The organism is Nitrosospira sp. Nsp11, assembly GCF_900142705.1.
Taxonomy (GTDB): Bacteria; Pseudomonadota; Gammaproteobacteria; order Burkholderiales; family Nitrosomonadaceae; genus Nitrosospira.
Genome location: NZ_FRBV01000006.1, coordinates 1 through 23,159, shown reverse-complemented (window position 1 = coordinate 23,159; position 23,159 = coordinate 1). Strand labels below are relative to the sequence as shown.

Genomic DNA, 23,159 nt, shown 5'->3' with positions numbered 1-23,159 from the left:
TCAGTGCCCGCCTTTTCGCAATCTCTGAATGGTGGCCAATTGCGCGATTGCTTCGGCTAGCTCAGCCTGTGCCCGCGCATAGTCCATTGCGGAAGACCGGTCTCTCATGGCTTCCTCTGCCCGTTTCTTGGCGTCAATCGCCTTCAATTCATCGAGATCGGCGCCCCGCACAGCCGTGTCGGCAAGAATGGTTACTACGTCCGGCTGAACTTCGAGCATACCGCCGGAAACATAGACCAGTTCCTCTTCTTGCAGAGGCGCCTTGATGCGTACCGACCCCGGCTTGATTCTTGTCAGCATCGGTGTATGTTGCGGATAAATCCCCACTTCCCCCGCCTCTGCCGGCGCTACCAGGAACTCAGCAGGGCCGGAGTATATCGATTCCTCGGCACTGACAATATCAACGTGAAACACACCCATTTTAGCTTCCATTCAGCATTGATTGGCTTCTCTCGTTATTGTTCATAAAGAGAAGACCGGATTCATGCATATCTTTTCTATTGTAACGTCTTGGCTTTTTCGACTGCTTCGTCTATTCCGCCAACCATGTAAAACGCCTGTTCCGGCAGGTGATCATATTCGCCGGCAACAATGCCTTTGAAACCTTTGATGGTTTCCTTCAGCGATACATATTTTCCGGGTGAGCCGGTAAATACCTCGGCCACGTTAAACGGCTGCGAAAGAAAACGCTGAATCTTGCGCGCCCTGGCCACAGCCAGTTTGTCTTCGGGAGAAAGCTCATCCATTCCAAGAATGGCGATAATGTCGCGCAACTCCTTGTAGCGCTGCAGAGTTTGCTGCACGTCGCGCGCGGTATTATAGTGCTCTTCGCCAACCACGAGCGGATCAAGCTGCCGCGATGTGGAATCGAGCGGATCCACCGCTGGATAAATGCCCAGCGACGCGATGTCGCGCGATAGCACTACGGTTGCATCCAGGTGACCGAATGTTGTTGCAGGCGAGGGATCGGTCAAATCGTCCGCTGGAACATATACAGCCTGGATCGATGTGATGGAGCCGGATTTGGTGGATGTGATACGCTCCTGAAGCCGACCCATTTCCTCGGCCAGCGTCGGCTGGTAACCCACTGCGGAGGGCATCCGGCCCAGCAAAGCCGATACTTCAGTCCCCGCCAGGGTGAAACGGTAGATATTGTCCACAAAAAGCAGCACGTCCCGCCCTTCATCACGGAAATATTCTGCCATGGTCAGGCCCGTCAGGGCCACCCGCAGCCGGTTGCCGGGTGGCTCATTCATTTGGCCGTAAACCAGCGCTACCTTATCCAGCACATTCGAGTCTTTCATTTCATGGTAGAAATCGTTGCCTTCGCGAGTCCGTTCGCCGACACCCGCGAATACCGAAAAACCGCTGTGCTCGATGGCGATGTTACGGATCAATTCCATCATGTTGACGGTCTTGCCCACCCCCGCGCCACCAAACAGCCCTACTTTTCCGCCTTTGGCGAACGGGCAGACCAGATCGATAACCTTGATGCCGGTTTCCAACAATTCCGTAGAGGCGGAAAGCTCGTCGAATGCGGGCGCCTTCCGGTGAATCGACATGGTTTTTTCGGCGCCGATATCGCCCATCTCGTCTATAGGCCTGCCAAGAACGTCCATGATCCGGCCCAGGGTCTTGGTGCCGACGGGAACCTTGATCTGTTCGCCGGTATTCGTAACCATCATGCCACGGCGCAGCCCATCCGAAGATCCCAGCGCAATCGTGCGCACCACGCCATCTCCCAACTGCTGCTGCACTTCAAGCGTCAACTCTGTTCCCTCAAGCACAAGCGCGTCATATACTCTGGGCATTTCTTCGCGCGCAAACTCGACGTCAACCACCGCCCCGATACACTGAACAATTTTTCCCTGGTTCATGTTGTTCCCTAAAATGCTATATCAAAATATTAAACCGCTGCCGCGCCACCGACGATTTCCGACAATTCCTTGGTGATAGCGGCCTGGCGCGATTTGTTGTAAATCAGCGTCAATTCGTTTATGACATTGCCGGCATTGTCCGACGCCGCCTTCATCGCCACCATTCGTGCGGACTGCTCGGATGCCATGTTTTCCGTCAACGCCTGATAAATAAGGGCCTCGACATACCGCACCATTACGTCGTCGATAACAGGCTTGGCTTCAGGTTCGTAAATGTAATCCCATACGCCCCGCTGTCCCGTCGGACCATCGCCCGTTTTGAGCTGCTCGTCGGAAAGTGGAAGCAATTGTTCCATCACCGGCTCCTGCTTCATCGTATTGATGAAGCGCGTATAAAAAATATACACGCGGTCGAAGCGATCCTGGGTATAGCCATCCAGCAGGACTTTTATCGCACCGATCAGTTTCTCGAGATCGGGCGCATCGCCCAGGCCTACGACATGCGAAATGACATTGGCACCGAGCCGGTTCATGAATCCAAAACCCTTGTTGCCGATGCAGCACGCTTCAATCTGCTCGCCTTCCGCTTCCCACGCTTTCATCTTACCTATCGCCATGCGCAACACGTTCGTGTTGAGTCCGCCGCATAATCCCTTGTCGGAAGTAACGACGACGATACCGATCCGTTTCACCGTATCACGGTCTATCAGAAACGGGTGGCGATACTCGGTATAGGCCCGGCTCATGTGCGCGGCTACGTTACGGATTTTCTCGCCATATGGACGCGCCTTTTTCATGCGCTCCTGCGCCTTGCGCATTTTGGAGGCCGCTACCATTTCCATGGCGCGCGTGATCTTCTGCGTGTTCTTTACGCTTTTGATCTTGTTGCGTATTTCTCTGCTGCCGGCCATGGGTTAGTATGTTCCGTTCTTCTTGAAATCCTGAATCGCAGCGTCGAGCGCCTTCTCGGTCTCTGCGTTCATATCCTTGGTGGTTTCTATCTTGTCCATGATGGCGCCATACTTGCTGCGTATAAAGCCTTTCAGCGCCGACTCGAACGCAAGGGCACGCTTGACTTCAACATCGTCCAGATATCCCTTGTTGACAGCGAACAGGGTGAGTGCCATCTCGGATACGCTCAAGGTGGCGTATTGCGGCTGCTTCATCAATTCGGTCACCATCTTGCCCCGTTCCAATTGCTTGCGAGTGGCCTCATCGAGATCGGACGCGAATTGCGCAAATGCCGCGAGTTCGCGATACTGCGCCAGCGCGAGACGCACGCCGCCGCCCAGCTTCTTGATAACTTTTGTCTGCGCAGCACCGCCGACGCGCGACACTGAAACGCCGGCATTGATAGCAGGGCGAATACCCGCATTGAACAAATCGGTTTCCAGAAAAATCTGGCCATCGGTAATCGAAATAACGTTAGTGGGAACGAAAGCGGTTACGTCGCCCGCCTGAGTCTCGATCACCGGAAGTGCCGTAAGTGAACCGGTCTTCCCTTTGACCTCGCCATTGGTTGCTTTTTCCACCCAGGCCGCGCTTACCCGCGCTGCGCGTTCCAGCAGGCGCGAGTGCAGATAAAACACGTCGCCGGGATAAGCTTCGCGTCCAGGCGGACGCCGCAGCAGTAGCGATATCTGGCGATAGGCCCATGCCTGCTTCGTCAGATCGTCATAAATGATGAGTGCGTCTCTACCCGAGTCGCGGAAATACTCGCCCATGGTGCAACCCGAGTAAGGCGCAATAAATTGCATCGCTGCCGACTCCGACGCGGTGGCCGCCACCACAATCGTGTATTCCATTGCGCCGTGTTCTTCCAGCTTGCGAACGACGTTGTTGATGGACGAGGCCTTCTGTCCGATCGCAACGTAGATGCAAGTCATATTCTCGCCCTTCTGATTTATGATTGCGTCTATCGCAACCGCGGTCTTGCCTGTCTGGCGGTCACCGATGATCAATTCACGCTGTCCCCGCCCAACGGGAACCATGGCGTCAATGGATTTAAGCCCTGTCTGCACGGGTTGATTCACCGATTGACGCCAGATAACACCGGGCGCTATTTTTTCAATCGGCTCAGAACGTTTCGTGTTTATCGGACCTTTACCGTCGATCGGCTGCCCCAACGCGTTCACTACCCGGCCTATCAGCTCCTCACCCACCGGGACCTCAAGAATACGGCCGGTACATTTGACGATATCGCCTTCGGTGATATGCTCGTATTCGCCCATGATTACCGCGCCAACGGAGTCGCGCTCAAGGTTGAGGGCGAGACCGAAGGTATTGCCGGGAAATTCCAGCATTTCGCCCTGCATCACGTCCGCGAGACCGTGAACACGCACGATCCCGTCGGTCACCGACACAACGGTTCCCTGAGTGCGAACTTCCGCAGAAGCGGGGAGCCCTTCAATTCTGCTTCTAATCAGCTCACTGATTTCGGATGGATTTAACTGCATTTCAAATAGCTCCTAGCTTTTAAGTGCAACAGCCATGGCTTCCAGTTTAGCTCGTACGGAAGCGTCAAGCACCTCGTCGCCGACTTCAACTTTCACCCCGCCTATCAATTCCGGATCGATGCTTACTTTGGCTTCTATCTTGCGCTTGAACCTGGCCTCGAGGTCGGCCACCAGATCTTTCAATTGAGCATCGCTCATGGCAAACGCGGAAGTCACTTTTGCGTCCAATACCCCATCGTGGCGGGTCTTGAGTTGTTCGAACATCTCGCTCACCTCGGGCAATACTTCTACCCTGCTGTTTTCCGCAAGCAGTAAAACAAAATTGCGGCCTTCATCGGTGAGTTGGTCGTCACATATGCCGAGAAGCAACTCGCCCAACCGTTTAGGCGGGACTTTAGGATTACCGACAAGCGCCTGAATTCGCTCATCCATCGCTATTGCCGCTAGAAGCTGCAACATTTCCGACCAGGCGGGAAGTGTGCCGCTGGTTTTTGCCAACTTGAAAACGGCTTCAGCATAAGGCCGTGCGATCGTGCGCGTTTCGGCCATCGCCTAGAGCTCCGCTTTGATGGATGCGAGCAAATCCGCGTGCGTTTTGGCATCTACTTCGCGGCGCAAAATTTTTGCGGCGCCGGCCAAGGCCAGGTCCGCCACGTTCTGCCGCAACGTTTCCCTTGCACGAAATACTTCCTGCTCGACCTCGGCCTTGGCGCCGGTAAGGATGCGGCCGCCCTCATCTTTCGCCGCCGACTTTGCTTCCTCGACAATCTCGGAAGCGCGTTTCTCCGCCTGAGCAATAATTTCGGCTGCTCGCTGCTTGGCGTCCCTAACGACATCAGCGGAACGATGGCTGGCCAATTCAAGTTCGCTTTTACCTCGCTCGCCTGCAGCCAACCCATCCGCAATCGTTTTCTGCCGGTTTTCGATAGCGCGCATCAACGGCGGCCAGACAAATTTAACTGTAAACCAGATAAAAATGGCGAAGGCCATTGCCTGGGAAAGAAGCGTCAAGTTGATATTCATGGCTAGTCTCTGATAATGGTACCGGGAAGGGGCATTATTATTTGATGACGGCCAGCAATGGATTACCGAACGCAAAAAGCATGGCCAGACCAACACCGATAATAAACGAGGCATCGATCAACCCGAGTAACAGGAACACTTTGCCTTGCAGTGTCGGAATCATTTCGGGCTGACGCGCAGCGCCTTCAAGGAAGCTACTGCACATGATACCGATACCGATACAGGCGCCGGCTGCGCCAAGGCCGATCATCAGACCGATACCAATGCCTGTATAGGCCTGAATCATCGCCAAGTATTGCAAATTGTCCATCTCGATTTTCCTCTCTTCGTGGTAGTAAATAGTAATCTGGAAAGCGGGGTGAAGCTGAATCAGTGGGATTCGTGCGCCATGGAAAGATAAACGACCGTCAGCATCATGAAAATAAACGCTTGGAGCGTAACGATCAAAATATGGAAAATGGCCCATCCCGCACCAAGCACCGTGCCGAATAGCGTACCGGCCAAACCGGTGGCAGCCCACATGCCGAGCAGCAGAAAAATAATTTCCCCGGCGTAAATATTTCCGTAAAGACGCAGGGAGTGGGAAAGCGGCTTGGAAACGTATTCAACCAGATTGAACAGCAGGTTGACCGGCCACAGTAAGGGATTCTTGCCGAAGGGAGTGCAAACCAGCTCATGTATCCAGCCGCCCAACCCCTTGACCTTTATGTTGAAAAAAATCATCAGCAGCCATACGGAAAGCGCCAGCGCAAATGTGGTATTCACATCGGCGGTCGGAACACTGCGCCAGTTGTGCAGCCCCAATAGTTCATAGACCGAAGCCATGATATCAATCGGCAAAAAGTCCAGTGCGCTCATCATGAACACCCAGACAAACACCGTTAGCGCCGCAGGCGCGACAAAGGCGTGCCGATCGCCATGGAAAGTGCTCTTGACCTGGTTATCAACAAACTCGATGGCCAGCTCGACAAATGCCTGGCGTTTGCCGGGAACGCCGGAGGTCGCGCCGCGGACCACCCACCACAGGAAGCCGAAGCTGATGATACCGATCAGCGACGACATCACGAGGGTGTCCACATGCAACGTCCAGAACGAGCCTTCACCTACCGAACTGGTCAGGTTCGTCAGATGGTGATCCATGTATGAGGTTGGGGTGAGTTCCTTATCCGATGCCATTTTTTGCCTATTCAAACTATTTAATTCGGGCAACCTTTGCGTCGTCCCTTACAAATAACGCCATTGCGAAAATCAGGACCGTCAGTGCGAATGTTCCGATAAACCCGGCCGCGACAACATCCTTGTAAAGCGTCAACACCAGCCAAAGCAGGACAATCATGACGACAACTTTCACCGCCTCCGCTTTTAGCGCCGTTATCAAGACGCTCGTTGCGGTAGAGCCGCTGTACCGTGAAATGATTGCCGAAAAAGCCGCTGCGGAAACCAGGCTGACCGCACCCCCCAGTAATGCGGAAGCGGCGCCATGAAATCCCCACAACAGGCCAAGACCCACCACCATCGCCATAGTGACGATCAGTTGCCAGCGCATGACAATGCGCACTGGCTTGTTTCGTATCAAAGGCATTGTTTTCTGGTGTCTGTCAGAGGCAACTGACTAGCGTGAAGCCAGGCGAATTACCATTCTGTTTCGGAAGACCTGATTTTCGTTCCCGGCCGGCGCCCTCTTCGGGTTTTTTAGCCCCTGCCGGATTGCGGAACCCGACGTTGGCTGATTTCAAAACACGCGGATTCTAAACTTCTTGAGCGCGACAGTCAATTAAAACCACCCTTGGAGTAGGTAATACTAGCGGCATTTTGGGGGTAGAACTGCGCCAGTCATACGCTTTAGCCATAAAGCAGCTACAAGAAGGTATAGGGCGCCGGGATTTCGTTCTCCGTCGGTTGCGGATGGCTTTATGAGCAGTAACGCCCGGATATTACAAATTTTGGTCCGGTGCGCGGTAAAATTCGACAAAGAAACGCGCAGCGCCTTGAAGTTCCACGTGATGCGGAACCTCCGGCACAACGATTCCGAGGTTGTCAGCAGACACCTCGGTGTCTGCGTTCAGAGCGGCTACGCGATATCGGAGCTTTCCTTCCAGAACCGTTATTTTTGCCCATACACCGGCTTTCGTGGAGTGGTCCTTCCTCAACGCAGCGGGAACCGATTCCTCCGTAAACACAGGCGTCCGCTTGTACGGAATAAAGCCATCCGGCATCTCGAACTTATCGCACCGAACGCAATTGAGCATTTTTCCTATCATTTCATTACGGCCTTCCTCGGTAATAACCCACGGGCGATTGATAAAGGGCGGATTATGCCGTACATGCTGCGCATGGCCGCAACTGAGGAGCGCTCTCGGGTCGCCTTCGCTGTCCAGGTCAAATCCTGTAATTGGTCTTTCCATAAGTAATGAGGGTACCGTTAAATTTATTGGCCAAGTTCTGGAACAGATTGCTTATCAGACTCGTTTTCTGAAGATGGCTTCCTGCTGCCAAGCCTGATTCTTTCCGGGAAAGAAGGGTTAATGAGGCAATCCCGAACTCGGGATATGAAATGCAGATGAGCTTATGTGGATGCTGCTAAACCGTTTCCACGGTCCTGAGCATATTTTGAACCATCCGAAGGGTTAAACGTACCGGCCCCCGATCCCATGGGGTAAACCGCGGGAGCTGATATAAATCACTGCCCATCCTTGCTGCGCCATGAGCAGTTGAAACCGCCGCATCGAAGCCCAGGTCCCTAACCATCCTGACGTGGTCTGGCAAATAGTCTTGTCCCGGTTTTCCGTTTGGATAAGCGAAAAGCCGTACCGGCGCGCGAATAATGCCCTCAAGTATTTCCTTGCCATGGGCGATGTCGGCACAAGCTGCGCTATTTTCCATTTTTGCAAGAATGGGATGGCTAGCGGTATGTCCGCCAATTTCCATCCCTGCCTCGTGCAGAGCCCTGACTTGATCCGAGGTCATCATGAGATTGCTGCCGGAACCCGGGGTGACGGAAATGAGCCCGCCCATCCCCTCTACTTTCGATTGCCTCATCTCGAGAGGCAAGTACTTGAGCTCACCTAACAGATACTCGATGGCTTGACGACGCTGGGAAATAGTCTCAATCTCGAATTGCCCCAACCCCAGACTGCGGAGATCGATTATACCTGTGGTTGCATGGCGGATCAATTCGATGACTGTGTCGTTCCACATCCTCCCGCCATCGAGGAAACTGGCCGCCACAAAAAAAGTAGCCGAAATGCCATGTTTTTTCAAAATCGGCAAGGCGACTTCCGCATTATCGGCGTAGCCGTCGTCAAAGGTGATGGAGGCGGCGCGCGGCGGCAACTTCCCACGGCGCAGGCCTTGTATTGCATCCGAGAGCGGTATTATCCTGAAGCAACCCGCAAGCTGTTCCATGTGCCGGTCAAAGTCTTCCGCATGACCCTCTTCCGGAAATAACGGGTCCCGCCGAGGCAATACGCGATGATAGATCAGTATCGACAAACGATTGCGCGCGCCGCCGGGAGAAAACAGGTGCAGGAGCGCGCGGCTCGGCATTAGGATTCGAGGTTGCATAGGGTTCGGGTGATTTGCAGCGTAATCAGATTCATGCGCCGGCATGGGCGAAATTCCGGAATGCTGATGCTATGGAATTTACAGGAGAACATCCTTACCGATATACATATCCTAGCTTGAGTCCCGGGTAATGGGTTGCGGGGGAGATGGCTCCAAGGTACCCAGGTGTCGTGGCGAGCCTGTACCTTTCTTGCCGGCCAGCGACAACGCTCTCTGCTTAAGTTCTTTTTCTACCAGAACACGCGTGATTATCATGGCGCCCATAAGGTAATACGGCACATCGTAATAGAGCAGGCTAAGAAATGTCCCACCTACCGCAAAGCCGATAATTGACACCTGAATCATCGTTGCCAGGCTTGAGGCCCACTTGTATTCCTCGAGTTTTTTTGTATTGCGAATGATCCATGAACCCGTTTGCCACGTATATAACCCCAGCAGCAGGTATAACCCCAGGCCGACAAAACCATGCTCGCCGAGGGCTTGGAAATAAATGCTGTGGGCGGCATGTATGTCCGTGGGATTAGGCGCATAAGCCCAGAATAGTGCAGGCGTAATGACTTCGAAACCGCCGCCGGTCAACGGGTGGTCCTTGGCCAGATTGTATGCCATCCACCAGGCATTGAAACGGCCCTGGACGGAGCCGTCCTCCTCGAAATTGTTAATGGAATCCATCCTTTCGGTCCACTGAGCGGGCATGAAGGCGAGCGCTGGCGGAATAGCGAGCATAAACAACGCGCCCATCCGGGCTTTATGCCGGCTTTTAAGCCATAGAAAAGCAACCATCGCTGCAATCGCCAGCAACGCCCCCCGCGAATACGAACCGAGCGCGGCAAGCGCGCAAAGCATCATGGCCGCTGTGAGGCTATAACGCACCCATAGCTTGGGGGAAATCGTCTGCAGATAGTGCATCAGGGGAATAGTCATGATAAGCGCCATGGCGATTTCGTTATTCCCCCCGATAAAGGTGCCTTCCGGTCCCAGGACCATGTCCACCCCACCGCCTACTACCGTGAAGATACCGCCCTTTACGCCATAATAGCCAAGCGAGATCACGATTATCCAGATAAGCCAATTTATATGGTCTTTTGTCCTGATCAGCATGATGACGACAAAGGTCATCAGCATGATCTTCATCACCTTGCTCCACTGGTCATACACAAGCTCGGGATAAATAGAAAATACAGTGCTCACGTTCATCCACAACACGAAAGCGATGAAAATCCAGGTCAGCGACGTTATCGGAAGGTTTTTTGGCTCCTTGGTAGCTATAAGCGTTAGTAATGTGACACCGCCAATGACAGCGGCGAAGGGAAAGGTGGTCGCAAATCCCCACGCCTGAGTATGGGGATTCATGACGCTGATCCACACCCACATCAATGCCCCCCTATGCGGCTTTTTGAAGATGGTGGGCAGAAAACCGAAAACGATCAGGGTGACGAGAATGTCTCTCATGTTTGCATGACAAGACTTTGAACTGTTCGCATCTCTTTATGAGGCAAAGAAAAGAAGGGGTTGTTCCGGAGAGTCAATCACGCCAGAATGGTCTGGCTCAATGACATTCGACCCTGCATAAAGCAATAGTTAATCAGTGGTGCTGTTCACGGTTCTGCTTCGTCCGGCTTGAAATCTATTTGCGTCGTTGCTGCCCAGGTTCTCCCTGAAGACATTCCGCTGTTTCAGATATTCAATCACCTGCGCGACACACTCTTCAAGGGGCAATTCACCCGTTTTAACTGCAAGTTCCGGATTGAGCGGGGCCTCGTACGGCGATGAAATTCCTGTAAATTCCTTTACCTCGCCCGTTCGCGCGCGATGGTAGAGGCGTTTCACATCACGCTGCTCACACACTTCCAGGCTGGCCTCACAAAAAATTTCGATGAAATCGCCGTGGGGAAAAATCCCACGTGCCCTTTGACGGTCAGCCCGAAACGGCGAAATAAAAGCCGTCATCGCGATCACGCCGGACTCGACCAGCAGTTTTGCCGCTTCGCCTATGCGGCGGATGTTTTCGGACCGATCCTGTACCGAAAAACCGAGATCCGAACATAAGCCCTGTCGCACATTATCACCATCCAGGACAAAAGTGCGACAACCCAACTGGTATAGCTTTTCCTCCACCGCATGAGCCAATGTAGATTTACCCGAACCGGAAAGGCCGGTGAACCACAGCACCGCCGAATGGTGCACATTCAACCGCTCACGGAGAGCACGGGTTATCGTGGCGCTATGCCACACTGTATTGTTATTCATGTTGTCAACCTGCAACTCTCCGTTTCCGGCTGTCCAGAATTATAGCTGCGCCCGTTCATTAACGGCTCAAGGATCGGAATCTTTGATTTATTCAACCGATCGGCTCGCCCTTGGACTTGAAATAATGGAGAAAATGTTTCGACTGATAAATTCCTGCCTCCAAATTCTGGTGCAGCAAAGGCGATATCGGGTGGGAAATTACTTGATGCGGAAGCTTCTCGCCATGAAGGTTTCTGAAAATTATCCGTGCTTCTGACGAACCCTTGGGACCTGATCCCTCCATTCTCAGATTGAACACAAGGACCGAGTTTTACCATTAAAAAGCTGAAATAATTATGGCAGCAAGCTGCTGCTCACACAATCTGATTTTAGACCCTTTCAGCCTCTTTGATAAATCCTCTTTGATTCCCCTTTGGTGCGACTATCGACAGTTGGTCTACAATGCTTAAACCTGAATCCATTAGTTACCCGCTCATTTTTCAATTCGTCGGCAACTTAAGCGATAACTGAAAGGGATTTTTTGTGCCTGAGCCTCACCTTCTTTTGCAAGCTTGATGTGGGGGGCAGATTCAGGCTAAACCGTTTCGGTAGGGTCGCCGTTATGTGCATAAGGCGTGATATGGATGAATGCTGTGCGGACAAAGGACAAGCGTATATGAACAGAGGACTTGAGTGAAAGAGAACAACGCATTGATCATTTTAGGCATGCATCGTAGCGGCACTTCGCTGCTGACGGGGTTGCTGAGCCAGGTTGGCGTCAAGATGGGGAAGCGCCTGTATGCGCCCCAGAAAGGTGTTAACGAAAAAGGATTCTGGGAACATGAAGATATAGTCGATACACATGATGAATTACTATTGAACCTGGGCTCGCAGTGGGATGATTTGTTGCCTCTGCGCGACCGATGGTGGAAGGATCAAGCGATTCAGCCGTTCATTGCTCGATTGGACAAACTGGTGAGACGGGATTTTTCGGACGCTTATGCCTGGGCGCTGAAGGACCCGAGGATGTGCCGGCTGCTGCCTTTATGGATTCCCATCCTTGAAGCCCGGCAGGCCCAGCCAACTTTTATCTGCATGAACAGGAATCCGTTCGAGGTGGTCGCGTCCTTACAAAAACGGGATGGGTTTTCCAAAGAAAAAGCACTGGTTTTGTGGTTGAGCCACTCGCTATCCGCCGAGTTTCATTCGAGAGGGTTGCCTAGGGTCTTTGTCGACTTTGATCAGATTGTAAAAAATCCTGTCGAGGTATTGTCAAAAATAGAACGGGAGGCAAATCTCGTCTTTCCACTATCCATAAAAGAAGCGAAAGAAAACATTAATGACTTTGTCTCTCCCGATCTGCGCCACCATAAGGCCGATGAATTGCTAAAGCATGAGGATGAGGCATTACCATCAATGGCGCACGAACTGCACCGTATCTTCCTGGAAATGACTGTTGAAAATAATGGCCGTTACGAGTTGATTGATAATGTTGCGGCAGATTTCGCGGCTTATCGGAAAAAATGGAATGTGGAATTACTTGAGCAGATCCGTAATCTCAACCAGGAGCACGCGGATTACAGAATCAAGTTTTTTCGGATTTATACCTCTTGGAGCTGGTTGCTAGCCAAGCCGTTCTGGCTAATAGAGAAAGTATTGCGCAAATATTGAGAATTCATGATCCCGTCTAAGATCTTGATCCCATCACTGTGAGGTTTTTCCATTACGGAATATCATCTGAAGCACACCGCAAGGTTTTACTCGCGGTACTCACCACTTCGGCCGCCACCCCAGTAAGCCCGCAGGAACATATGCAAGGATTTTCAAGTTGATTGGATGCTTTAGCCAGGCCTTCAGCAAAAAACGGTTAGCTATCTTAAGGTTACCAGATGCGAGGTGCCGGAGACCAAACTCCATTTGATAGCGGGCGATGTTTTGGGCGAACTCGCGCTCTGTAATCCGACGGCCATCCCGACTGCATAGCCCCCATTTCACCGCTGCTTTGCATAACAGCTCAGTCCGATAGTCGATAGTCCTCGCTACACGGTTTCCCTGTTTCGGGTGTTGGCGATACAGGGTTAACGGTTTGTTCAACTTAATAACCTGATACTCCCTGGAAATACGCAACCAAAGATCCCAATCCTCACTATAGGGAAGAGATTCGTCGTAGGCATCACACTTATCGAACACCTCCGAGCGTATTAGCGCCGCGCTGGTCAATATCCAGCAATCAAGTAAAAGCAAGTGATATATCCAGCCCGAAAACTCCTCGTCGATGCCTCCCAGCGATGATGCCGTTTCAATACTGGCGGGATCAGGAAATATCCCTTTTTCGTCGGGATGCCACCAGATAAATGAGCTGTAGACCAACCCGATCTCTGGATGGGCTTCCATTTGCTCCACCTGAAGTGCAAGTTTGTCGGGTAACCAAAAGTCATCGTGATCCATCAGGCAGATATATCGGCCTGATGCCTCCCGGATTCCATAATTGCGGGCTGCACATACGCCCGAGTTGGCTTGCGCCAGGAGGCGAACAGACGAACCATAGGAAGCGACGATTTCACAGGTGCGATCCGTAGAACCGTCATCGACTACGATTAATTCCAGATTGCCGAGGGTCTGGCTGAGTACGCTATTGAGCGTCTCCGCGATATAGGCCTCGCAATTATAGGTAGGAATAATAATGGAAACAGTTGGCTTTAGTGATGCCATGCTGGAAAGTGATCTCTTATAAGAGGGTAGCTGCAAGAGCCAAGAGGGCTAAGAGGTTTAATCTTAATTCAAAATTTAGGAGTTATATATATCCAGGTCGAGACATTCCATTTAAACTGTGTACTATCTATAGCAGACCCTCAGTCATGAAACATGAATCCAAGTTTAAGGGATTGTTCACGCACAGCGGAATATCCCGCCGACGGTTTTGCTCTGTTTTTTCATTCCCCCTCAATGTCTGCTCCTTTTTATTTTTATAGCAGGCTACCATCTTTAATGATGGTCCGGAAATTCGGATCCATTTTATTAATCTGCACTTTTCTCCTTTTTCATGCAGTAAGCTGATACATTTCCGTGAAATGAAATTATTGTTGACTCGCAACTATCGCACGAATTTCACTTCCTTTCTTGAGGAGAAGAAGCACAAATGCCCCGCATTTCAAGGGTGATGAAAAATAGCGCTTCAGAACACGCGCCACGTTCCGTAAATAGAATAATATCGAACTGATTAGTATGGGTAGCGGTTGCCGACAAACCTCCGCAGCATTTCTTCCGGAAGAGGCATAGTGCATCTAAAGCACAGCATTGAGGCTGCGACACGCTTGTTGGCGAGTAAGCACTCCAAACGGCATAGACGTCGACTTGACAATAAAACGCATCCAGGTAATAAACTATAAATGGTAGACACCAAGCTGTACGTTGGGGTTTATCAGGGTCCCGACATCCCTCAAAGCTTCCGAGTTTATGCCGAGAATGTCCAGAGATATCTGCCTGGGCAAGGCGTGTCAGTCATCCCTTTTATAGATAAGAGATCCCTGCCAAAATCAGTGGATGTGCTTTGGGATATCCGTTCTGGCGGCGGCAATCCTCCTCCCCATTTTCTCTTGGGAAACCATCTTCCTCCTTTGGTCGTGACTGTGCATGGTTTCGCCCCTGTGGCGCTAAACGGCTGGGAATATTTTCGCACACTGAAAGGTTTGATCATGTCAGAGCGATATGCCAACCGAAAACGCGCATTGTGGGAAGATGCTCATACTGCGGTGGCGGGCATTATCGCTGTTTCCGCATTTGTGAAAGAAGAAGCGGTTCAATTTACGAATGTTTCGGCGGAAAAAATTTACGTTTGCCATCATGGAGTGGATAAAGAAGTTTTCACCACTCAGCCTGGAGTGGAGCCAGAAGGTTATTTTTTCCATATTTCCAATGGCGAACCGCGCAAAAATATCCATAGAATTGTGCGGGCATTTCGAAGGCTCAGACGAAACCACAATGCTCAGCTCGTGTTAAAACTTCCTGAACATAGTGCGCGGCAATATGAAGGCATTGATGGGGTACGCGTAATCACCGGTTTTTTGAAGGCCGACGAATTAGCCGATCTTTATTGTCGTGCGCTCGCTTTCATCTTTCCGTCATTATATGAGGGCTTCGGTATACCCATCATCGAGGCGATGGCATGCGGCTGCCCAGTTATTACATCCGATACTTCAGCATGCCCCGAAGTCGCAGGAGAAGCGGGCTTGACTGTTGACCCACGTGATGAGAACGCGCTGCTGGAAGCCATGCTGGCGTTCTGTCATGACATGAAAAACAGACCTGAGAGGGTAGCGTCAGGTTTGCGCCGGGGTGAGGATTTTTCCTGGTCAAAAAGCGCGCAATGCCATGTGGGCGTTTTACGCAAGACAGCACAGATAGGCTGCCGGATCGATGAATCATGATGTATCGTCCCGCTGCTATTTTATTCACAATAGCGTTCCAAGGGTTTGATAAGCAATGTTAAGTGTGTGGGCTCGCCTGTTACAAACTATTGTGCGCAGTGCACTGGGGGTAGCTGTTTTAAAGGATTGGGCCTGGCGATTGATATTTAAGCTTCGGTACGACTTCGCGCGGACCACCCCGCCTTTGGAGCTGGAAACGACTTTTGACGACAATATACGAATTATTACGTCGTTATCCGACCACATCGAGTCTCAGGTATTCTGGCAAGGTTTTCAGGAAGCTGATGAAGGCGTGATTGTGCTTCTTAAACGTCAATTACCCAAGAATGGTATTTTCATAGACATAGGAGCAAATATTGGTACATTTACACTCGTGGCGGCACGTCGCGCGTTACTCGGACAGGTGCATGCTTTCGAACCGAGTGCACATCATTTTGCCCGATTGGCACGTAATATCGAACTGAATCATTTTGGAAACGTTTTCCTCAATCAGAAAGGGATATATGACCAGCCAGGCGAAGCTACTCTGTTTCTGCCATCTCAAGCGGGAGAGATGAATAACAGCGGTGCCGCGAGCTTGTATACATGCAGGACCGAAGAAGCAGAGCAAGTTTCCGAGGGAGTGTCCCTAATCCGCCTGGACGACTATATCCGAGATCGAAGCGTCGAGTGCGTAGACATTATCAAGATTGATATCGAGGGCGCGGAAATAAAGGCTTTGGAGGGTGCTCGAGAAACAATCATGCGATTCCGCCCGCTTGTTTTCATGGAACTCGACCTGGACAATCTGGCACGCGCTGGCCAATCGCCAGATGAAGTGCTTGAGCTCTGGAAATCCCTGAATTATGAGGTTTCCATAATCCTCGTTACAGGAAAAACCATACCGGTCAATAATCCGAATGAATTCGGACCTCATCAAAACTTGGAATGCCGTCCTCGATAGAGGTTGTATCTCGTAACGCAGTCTAGCAGGTGTCAGCTTGCTGAACTGCTTTTCGAGCAATAAGAGAGCCCGCTAGAATTATGCTAACAAAACTAAAAAAAATTGCACATGATTTGACGATCTCCCTGGAAGATCTCACGATTACAGCAGACCGAAACTATCAACTTTCTATACACGCCGAAATAGATCGCTTGCGGGGAAGCGTACGTTACAAAATACCTAAAAGTCTTATACCTTTCGGGGGGAAAATATATTCGCAAAATGATGAAGATGGGATCATAAGAGAAATTTTCACCCGAATTGGCACAACCAACAGGATATTCGTGGAATTTGGGATTGGAAATGGCCTGGAAAATAATACGCTTGCTCTTCTTTTCGACGATTGGCAGGGTTTATGGATTGATGCGTCCTCCGGCTCCATCGCGAATATACGCACCCATTTTGCGGAAATCATTCAACAGGGAAAGTTAGCGGTTATCGAATCCTTTATCACTAAAGCAAATATTAATGACTTGATCTCCGCGAACGTTAAACACAGCGAGATTGACCTTCTTTCCATAGACATCGACGGGAATGATTATCATGTTCTCAACGCCATATCATGCATCAAACCCAGGGTGATTGTAATTGAATACAACGCCAAGTTTGCACCACCTGTTCTGTACTGCATGGATTATGCGGAAACGCATATATGGAAAGGAGACGACTGCTTTGGAGTTTCTCTGAAATTCCTCGAAATCAACCTGGATAGAATGGGATATTGCCTCGTTGGTTGTAATTTATCCGGGGCGAATGCATTTTTTGTTAGAAAGGAACTTGTCGTCGACAAGTTCCTGGAGCCTTTTACTGCGGAAAATCATTTCGAACCGGCACGATACTACTTATCCGGATACGCTTCAGGCCATCGCCCCACTTATCAAACGCTGGCAAAATCGCTAACGATGCGACCCACTTAACCTCAAACGTTCCGTTTATTGCGAGCCCCGCTGGCTGAGATCAAACGAGGAAATACCGGATCCCGTTATGGAATAAGTCGATATCGAAGCGCTTGCCGGGCGCAGGTTCTGGGGCTGGTTTCGCTGGATGCTACTCGACGATTTTCCTCATATACTTGTTTTTTGAAAGTAGCATAGCGGCGCCAGCTGACAGCAATAAAATAACGAGGACTTTCCCAATTTCCCATAAAGGATTGGATATGAGTTGACTAACTGGACTTAAGATATCAACGAATATGTAATGAATTACATAGATGCCGAGGACGTATTTCCCCATCTTTGCAAGAATATCGATATTTAAAATACGGGGGTTTGACAGAGCCGCCAATGTGATTCCAACGCCCATACAGTAGGTTCCTATCGTATAACTATGTGTATTAGGGTCTGTCCCATATAACTTCCATAATGTATAAATTTCAGTAAAGTGAATCGCGGCTCCAAAAACGAAAATCATGACACCCAGAGAAAACCAGAGGGGCTCAGGTTTGTAGTTTGATAGCCGGTAGCCAGTGACAAAAAAAATAGTACTGAAAAACACATGGTTGCGTATGTCGAAATTAAAATGTATGCCAAATGGACTGTTAGCATAACTCTGCCCAAGAAGTCCCAGGATATAAAGAATGATCGCGATAATGTAAATGCTTCTGTATAGCTCCAGGTATCGAAACGCTCCCGTGAACAACACCGCCCATATAAGTCCCGCCAGGAACCACAGATGAGCCTTTGTGCCATGAAAAATCAACCTAATCGGGTCTGATGACAGGCTTATCAAATTCCAGTATGCGACCTTAAAAGGGCCAGATATTCCATATTCATATATAGCACCTACGTTATACGGAAGAAGATATATTAGAGACCAGGCCACAAAAATTAAAAGCAATCTTTTTACCGTGCTGACGGTGGTTGATATAGTTTTTAGGTTATTGCGACGCTCCTTAACGCCAAAAAAATACCCTGAAACTACAAAGAAGAAGGGAACCGCAAATCTTGATGATTGGCTTAACAAGATTTCGAGCTGTCTATACAAGCTCCCTTCAAACGACGTATCGGAGAATGGCGCAGCATGAATCACAATTACGCCGGTAACTGCGATTATCTTTATGACGTCAACACTGCGGATGCGATTCAATTAACTCTATCTTCCGGCCAACTATCAATATATATTGATGAGATATTGTCTTATAAGCTATTGTTCGAACGGCGCAAACATTTTGTTAGAACGAATCTCGTCGGCCCGTAATTTTTTGGAACCCTCGCTGCGGAGAATCCGCTATTCCTTTTTAAGCCTGCACGATAGACTGCCAGGCAGTCGCTTGATACCGGCGCGGCCCCAAGCCGCGGGATATCCACCATTCCCTGCAAGGCTTCCATCCCCAGGATGTCCGGAATGGAACTTGGCCCGCTTAAAACAATTCCGAAATCAGCCTTTAAAAACGCCTCGTGCAGAATGTTCCCGAGTGATCCGTTGATACTGTTTCGAATTAATGCTGGTCAAAATCGGCTATACCAATTGTCACTTGGAGATCACAGTGCATTTTACTAATAACAATCCCGAATCTTATACAAGTGTCATTATAGTAAAGTCTGTCCTATTTTGGCTAATGGGTCTGCTTGCCTGCTTGACTATACTTACTCATGTTGCACAGGTTTCCGGTATTACTTTCAAAGTTTATGCTTATACGGCTCTTTTTTTAATGCTGGTCATGCCACTATTGGTATGGATTTTTTTTCATGAGCAGTACAAAAAGGTTACCCGGTACGATCCGAAAACATTATTGTTTCTAGTCATTATCTGCCTTGGCGGGGCATTTCTCGCAAGTTTCTTTAATTCTGGCGCCACTAAAATCAGTACAGATCTTTTTTATTACGTTCCTAATGCTGTCTACCATCTTCAAAATCCCGATTCGCCGATGGATTTCGCGATTCATTTCATCGAAACCGGTAGTGAGCCCTTCACGTCATACTTTGTCGCCACTTCCGTGCCCTTTGAATATACTCAGGCTGTAATAGCATATTTTCTAAATATTGATTATCTCTCGGCTTATTTTCTATTTTCTCCAGCCTTGCTCGGCTGTCTAATTCCAATCGCACTCTATTACCTTATTTGCCAATTTGTTGATCCGAAGTTGGCAGTAGTTGGCGCGCTATTTACAGTCGCAATTGTTCTGCTACTAGGCGAGACGTCCAGAACTCCGGGTACGTGGTCGTTTCCCAATATTTATAGCGGAAAAGTTTTTTTTATTTCGATAGGAATACCTTTATTTGCGGCAGCAACAGTCAACTCCTTTCGTACGGCCTCTCCATCTGACTGGGCGCTTACTTTTGCAGCCACTACAGCCATGGTGGGTGCGACAAGCTCCACTATGGCAATTCTTCCGCCTTTAGCAGTTGTCCTTGTCGTAGCTTGTGCAGCAGTAAGCGGTGGTGAATATAAAACGTTTATAAAAAATTTATTTCTCTATTCATGCAGCTTGAGTTATTTGATCGTATATACCTTGGTGGCATTCTTCAACTTACACTCTGACGTAGGTACGAATAGTCCTATCAGCGAAGATTTTCCTGTTACTTTTTTAGGACATGCAGGCTTCTTTTTCGAAAAATCAGGACCTGCCACGGCGCTTGTTTTAATAGTTTCCACGGTATTAGCGCTACTGATGACTTCAGGCAAAGTCCGAAAATTCACGTTGGTATGGGTTGTCGCGACCATCGTTTTATTTCTCAATCCCATTGTTGCCCCACTTTTAATCAAGTACTTAACTACGCCGAATATTTATTGGCGCCTATTCTATATCTATCCGTTGCCGCTTTTACTGGGTCTAACGGGAGCCAAACTTTTTGAATACGCAGGCCGATTCTCCAAACCAGTTCAATTAGGTTTTATCTCCGTCACATTTTTTATCCTTTTCATTTCCCATTTTGTACCGTTTACCACCTCGGTTTTATACTTAAGGACTGAATTTGCATGGCCGCGCTACAAAATGCCTCCTGCATCCCAAAGGGTGGCCCTGGCGGTAATCGCGGTCACCCCTCCAGGACCCATGCTTGCGCCACTACCGCTGGGTGGTATTGTCGCTATGCTGAGTGCAAAGTATCCACAGATGCGTGTTTTCAATGAAGCAGAGAAAGTATGGTTTGGAGAACGTGGACTCCGTACCGAGATTGATAACCGAATCTGCGCATCGGAATTTGTAAATGGTGACAAACCTGATTGTTTTCCGGAGTTCCAGGCCCTGTTGGGATACACCAATCTTCGATCGGTCGTTATCGCTAAATCTGCCACCCTTGATTCTAAGGTCTCAAGTGCGCTGAATGAAAATGGCTTTACAAACCGTAGAGAAATTGACGATCTACTACTGGTCTATTGGAAGTAACGAGCCGCTGTGCCCCTGATTGCGGCAGACTTGCTCATCGGATTTGAATAAAAGAAATCACTAAAACTGTTAGGAAAAATCTGGTTTCTTTCGAATCCTCGTAATCTTCATTTCTACTCGTTTTGCATTATTGCAATCACGACAGATCTTTAGTATCCAGATGCTGTTAATTTCTATGCTGGGGAGCTTTTGTTGCGCCTCCCCAGGAATAGTCCAATTGCGTCCTTCAGAAATCGACCATAGAAAATTCGTAGCGTCAAAAAATAGATTATTGCGCCCAAACTGACGTCGATAAGTAACCCGGTAAGACTGACGTGACTCCCAAACACCGCTTTTGCGCCCAGAAGACAAGCGGCCATGACAGCGGAGGAAATGATGGCAGGGCGGTAGCTTTCTGCTATCGTTGTGAGCGAAACACCTAGAACAGCCTTGCTCATGCTGATAGTGGAAAAAGCGACAATCAATTCGGTAGCCATTATGGCTGCAACCAGCCCGATCACTCCATATTGCGCACCTATCAATATTAGAGGCAGCAAGATAATCAACGCGGCGATCGTGGACTTCAGCGACAGGTCCGCTCGCCCCATGCTGGCCAATATCGGCCGGAGGAGAGACGTTGTCATTCTAAATGGCATTACAAGCGACAGCAGCGCAAGCGGCAGGGCGACTGCCGACCATTTGGCGCCCAGCACTGTTTCCACAAACCCTTGGGAGATACAGGCAAGACCTATCATGATAGGGAACAAGCCGAGCGATACAATACCGAATGACCTCCCCAGATAGTACCCCGCCACTTCTTTCTGCTCCTGGAATTTGGAAAATGCTGGAAAGATAATTGGGTTAATTACCGGCATGATTTTGGCAAGCGGAAGCAAGGCAAACTGAAAAGTGACCGCAAAAATGCCCAGTAATTCAGCACCCAGGATAGGGCCCGCAATCAGTGTGGCGAGCTTGTCGGTAACAAGAACGACTGCGCCCCCTAGCGATAATGTGCCGCCGAAGACCATCATCGCACGCACTGCGGAAAAGCTTAAGGACGGAACCATGATCCAAGGCTGCAGAATCATCAATATGACAGCCAGAAGAATACGGCTTATCAGCATGCCTGCTACCAATGCCCATACCCCGGCCCCCAGAATGGCAAGCACCAGCGTCGCGATTGCTGCGCTAGTGCCTGCGATAAATTCCGCGAGGGCTCTCAATTTAAATTTCAGGTTGCGATCCAGGAGTGCATTGGGGATCACCCTGAAAGGCGCAAGGAGGAAAACAAAAGCCAGCACTTTGCTCAACAACTCAAGACGTGGTTCATCGAAATAAATTGCTATCAGGGCACCGCCAAAAAAGTATGCTAGAAAAAGTACACCGTTGATTAGCAAAAGCCAACCGAAGACGCTGCGCAATTCTTCCTGCTCAATGCTTTTCGACCGGACCAGCGCAAGGTCAAGGCCAAATGTGCTTAACAATGCCAGAAGCTCCAGTGGCGCTTCCAACATTGCATTGAGCCCATAATCTTCTGGACTGATAAAGCGCACCACCACGATAGTGCTGAGCCAGCTGATGGCCTGCCCAAACAATCGCAGTATCACTGCCCAGCGAGCGCCGGACAAAACCTTGCCGATTACCTCTATATGATTTTGCTGCTTATCCATGAACTCACATTTAACGGTGCAGCGTACATTCCGCCATTGTCTTTATTATTCATCGCATGAACTGGCTGTACTCGCCATGCGCCCAGGATTGATGGTTTTTCCAATATTGCCTGGAAGCCAAGCCAAGCGATTTCACCGCAAATATTTACAATCACTCTTTCCGGGTCAGACTAGTGCAACTTTGCTTTGACTTTGCTCACTACATAGTCGTCCCTGAAAAACCTCATCTTTAACAAACTTCCATCATTAATCGATGGTTCTCTTCATTTTGTTTTTGTCCGAGGCATTGCAAGCATTCCAGGATTTGGGCGTACAAAAGCGCCAACCGGCGCAGGATTTTGCGCAGGTTGTGCCCAGCGCCACATAACAAGGCGTTCATGGCATCCCCTCGGGCGCCCTTGAGGAAGTTTCTCCCCAGGCGCCCATCTGCTTTCATGTGCCCAATCACCGGCTCCACGGCATTACGGCGCTTGAGCTTCTTCCTGATGGCTGCGGTGACACCCCGTTTGGCACCAGCGATCCACACCTTAAGCCCGTCCAGGGCGATGCCGTGGCCCCGATAGCCCCGGTCCACGTACGCTTCCCGCGGCATCATTCCCGTCAGCCGCTGGGTCTGCACCAATGA

General features: G+C 49.9%; 21 protein-coding genes and 1 pseudogene. 5 read left to right on the top strand and 17 right to left on the bottom strand.

Annotation, left to right across the window (positions count from 1 at the left end):
• The 13 genes from BUA28_RS08775 to cysC form a co-directional block, all read right to left on the bottom strand.
• Positions 1 to 420, bottom strand: a complete 420-nt coding sequence (locus BUA28_RS08775; protein WP_072767851.1) for a F0F1 ATP synthase subunit epsilon — start codon at positions 418 to 420, stop codon at positions 1 to 3.
• A gap of 77 nt (positions 421 to 497) precedes the next feature.
• Positions 498 to 1,877, bottom strand: coding sequence for a F0F1 ATP synthase subunit beta (gene atpD / locus BUA28_RS08770; protein ID WP_072767746.1), 1,380 nt, complete (start codon positions 1,875 to 1,877; stop codon positions 498 to 500).
• A 29-nt stretch (positions 1,878 to 1,906) separates the two neighbouring features.
• A complete protein-coding gene (atpG, locus tag BUA28_RS08765; RefSeq protein WP_072767745.1) occupies positions 1,907 to 2,788 on the bottom strand; it encodes a F0F1 ATP synthase subunit gamma in 882 nt (293 codons plus the stop codon).
• A gap of 3 nt (positions 2,789 to 2,791) precedes the next feature.
• Positions 2,792 to 4,333, bottom strand: coding sequence for a F0F1 ATP synthase subunit alpha (atpA, locus tag BUA28_RS08760; RefSeq protein ID WP_072767744.1), 1,542 nt, complete (start codon positions 4,331 to 4,333; stop codon positions 2,792 to 2,794).
• 12 nt (positions 4,334 to 4,345) lie between these two features.
• A complete protein-coding gene (locus BUA28_RS08755) occupies positions 4,346 to 4,882 on the bottom strand; it encodes a F0F1 ATP synthase subunit delta (RefSeq protein ID WP_072767743.1) in 537 nt (178 codons plus the stop codon).
• Positions 4,883 to 4,885: 3 nt separating this feature from the next.
• Entirely contained in the window at positions 4,886 to 5,356 is a 471-nt protein-coding gene (locus BUA28_RS08750; protein ID WP_072767742.1) for a F0F1 ATP synthase subunit B, read from the bottom strand.
• Positions 5,357 to 5,393: 37 nt separating this feature from the next.
• Positions 5,394 to 5,666: a F0F1 ATP synthase subunit C gene (gene atpE, locus BUA28_RS08745; protein WP_004180856.1), complete on the bottom strand. Its 273-nt coding sequence runs from the start codon at positions 5,664 to 5,666 to the stop codon at positions 5,394 to 5,396.
• Positions 5,667 to 5,725: 59 nt separating this feature from the next.
• A complete protein-coding gene (atpB, locus tag BUA28_RS08740) occupies positions 5,726 to 6,532 on the bottom strand; it encodes a F0F1 ATP synthase subunit A (protein WP_072767741.1) in 807 nt (268 codons plus the stop codon).
• Between the two features lie 16 nt (positions 6,533 to 6,548).
• A complete protein-coding gene (locus BUA28_RS08735) occupies positions 6,549 to 6,938 on the bottom strand; it encodes an ATP synthase subunit I (RefSeq protein ID WP_072767740.1) in 390 nt (129 codons plus the stop codon).
• Between the two features lie 352 nt (positions 6,939 to 7,290).
• A complete protein-coding gene (locus BUA28_RS08730; RefSeq protein WP_072767739.1) occupies positions 7,291 to 7,761 on the bottom strand; it encodes a DUF3565 domain-containing protein in 471 nt (156 codons plus the stop codon).
• Positions 7,762 to 7,936: 175 nt separating this feature from the next.
• A complete protein-coding gene (locus tag BUA28_RS08725) occupies positions 7,937 to 8,902 on the bottom strand; it encodes a polysaccharide deacetylase family protein (protein WP_072767850.1) in 966 nt (321 codons plus the stop codon).
• A gap of 129 nt (positions 8,903 to 9,031) precedes the next feature.
• The gene (locus tag BUA28_RS08720; protein WP_072767738.1) at positions 9,032 to 10,372 is read right to left on the bottom strand and encodes a putative O-glycosylation ligase, exosortase A system-associated; all 1,341 of its coding nucleotides are present in this window, start codon (positions 10,370 to 10,372) and stop codon (positions 9,032 to 9,034) included.
• 129 nt (positions 10,373 to 10,501) lie between these two features.
• Entirely contained in the window at positions 10,502 to 11,170 is a 669-nt protein-coding gene (gene cysC, locus BUA28_RS08715) for an adenylyl-sulfate kinase (RefSeq protein WP_083569944.1), read from the bottom strand.
• Positions 11,171 to 11,842: 672 nt separating this feature from the next.
• Here cysC and BUA28_RS08705 point away from each other — a divergent pair.
• On the top strand, positions 11,843 to 12,820 hold the full coding sequence (locus BUA28_RS08705) for a sulfotransferase family protein (RefSeq protein WP_072767736.1): 978 nt from the start codon (positions 11,843 to 11,845) through the stop codon (positions 12,818 to 12,820).
• A 99-nt stretch (positions 12,821 to 12,919) separates the two neighbouring features.
• Here the strand turns inward: BUA28_RS08705 and BUA28_RS08700 are convergent, their stop codons facing one another.
• Positions 12,920 to 13,861, bottom strand: coding sequence for a glycosyltransferase family 2 protein (locus BUA28_RS08700; RefSeq protein WP_072767735.1), 942 nt, complete (start codon positions 13,859 to 13,861; stop codon positions 12,920 to 12,922).
• A gap of 677 nt (positions 13,862 to 14,538) precedes the next feature.
• Here BUA28_RS08700 and BUA28_RS08695 point away from each other — a divergent pair.
• The 3 genes from BUA28_RS08695 to BUA28_RS08685 all read left to right on the top strand — a co-directional run bounded on the left by BUA28_RS08695 (position 14,539) and on the right by BUA28_RS08685 (position 17,475).
• Positions 14,539 to 15,576 (top strand): glycosyltransferase family 4 protein, encoded by a 1,038-nt coding sequence (locus BUA28_RS08695; RefSeq protein WP_083569943.1) that lies wholly within the window; start codon positions 14,539 to 14,541, stop codon positions 15,574 to 15,576.
• 55 nt (positions 15,577 to 15,631) lie between these two features.
• Positions 15,632 to 16,519: an FkbM family methyltransferase gene (locus BUA28_RS08690; RefSeq protein ID WP_072767733.1), complete on the top strand. Its 888-nt coding sequence runs from the start codon at positions 15,632 to 15,634 to the stop codon at positions 16,517 to 16,519.
• Positions 16,520 to 16,842: 323 nt separating this feature from the next.
• On the top strand, positions 16,843 to 17,475 hold the full coding sequence (locus tag BUA28_RS08685; protein ID WP_256598277.1) for an FkbM family methyltransferase: 633 nt from the start codon (positions 16,843 to 16,845) through the stop codon (positions 17,473 to 17,475).
• A gap of 130 nt (positions 17,476 to 17,605) precedes the next feature.
• Here BUA28_RS08685 and BUA28_RS08680 read toward each other — a convergent pair whose 3' ends face one another.
• Positions 17,606 to 18,643 carry an acyltransferase gene (locus tag BUA28_RS08680; protein WP_072767731.1) on the bottom strand — a complete coding sequence of 346 codons (1,038 nt, stop codon included), beginning with the start codon at positions 18,641 to 18,643 and terminating at the stop codon, positions 17,606 to 17,608.
• Positions 18,644 to 18,998: 355 nt separating this feature from the next.
• On the opposite strand from BUA28_RS08680, the gene BUA28_RS08675 reads away from it, so the two are divergent.
• Positions 18,999 to 20,885 carry a hypothetical protein gene (locus BUA28_RS08675; protein ID WP_072767730.1) on the top strand — a complete coding sequence of 629 codons (1,887 nt, stop codon included), beginning with the start codon at positions 18,999 to 19,001 and terminating at the stop codon, positions 20,883 to 20,885.
• 173 nt (positions 20,886 to 21,058) lie between these two features.
• On the opposite strand, the gene BUA28_RS08670 is transcribed toward BUA28_RS08675, so the two are convergent.
• Together BUA28_RS08670 and BUA28_RS15900 are read right to left on the bottom strand one after the other, a co-directional pair.
• Positions 21,059 to 22,534 (bottom strand): lipopolysaccharide biosynthesis protein, encoded by a 1,476-nt coding sequence (locus tag BUA28_RS08670; protein WP_072767729.1) that lies wholly within the window; start codon positions 22,532 to 22,534, stop codon positions 21,059 to 21,061.
• Positions 22,535 to 22,763: 229 nt separating this feature from the next.
• Positions 22,764 to 23,159 (bottom strand): annotated as a pseudogene (locus tag BUA28_RS15900) (IS5/IS1182 family transposase); the annotation flags it as partial.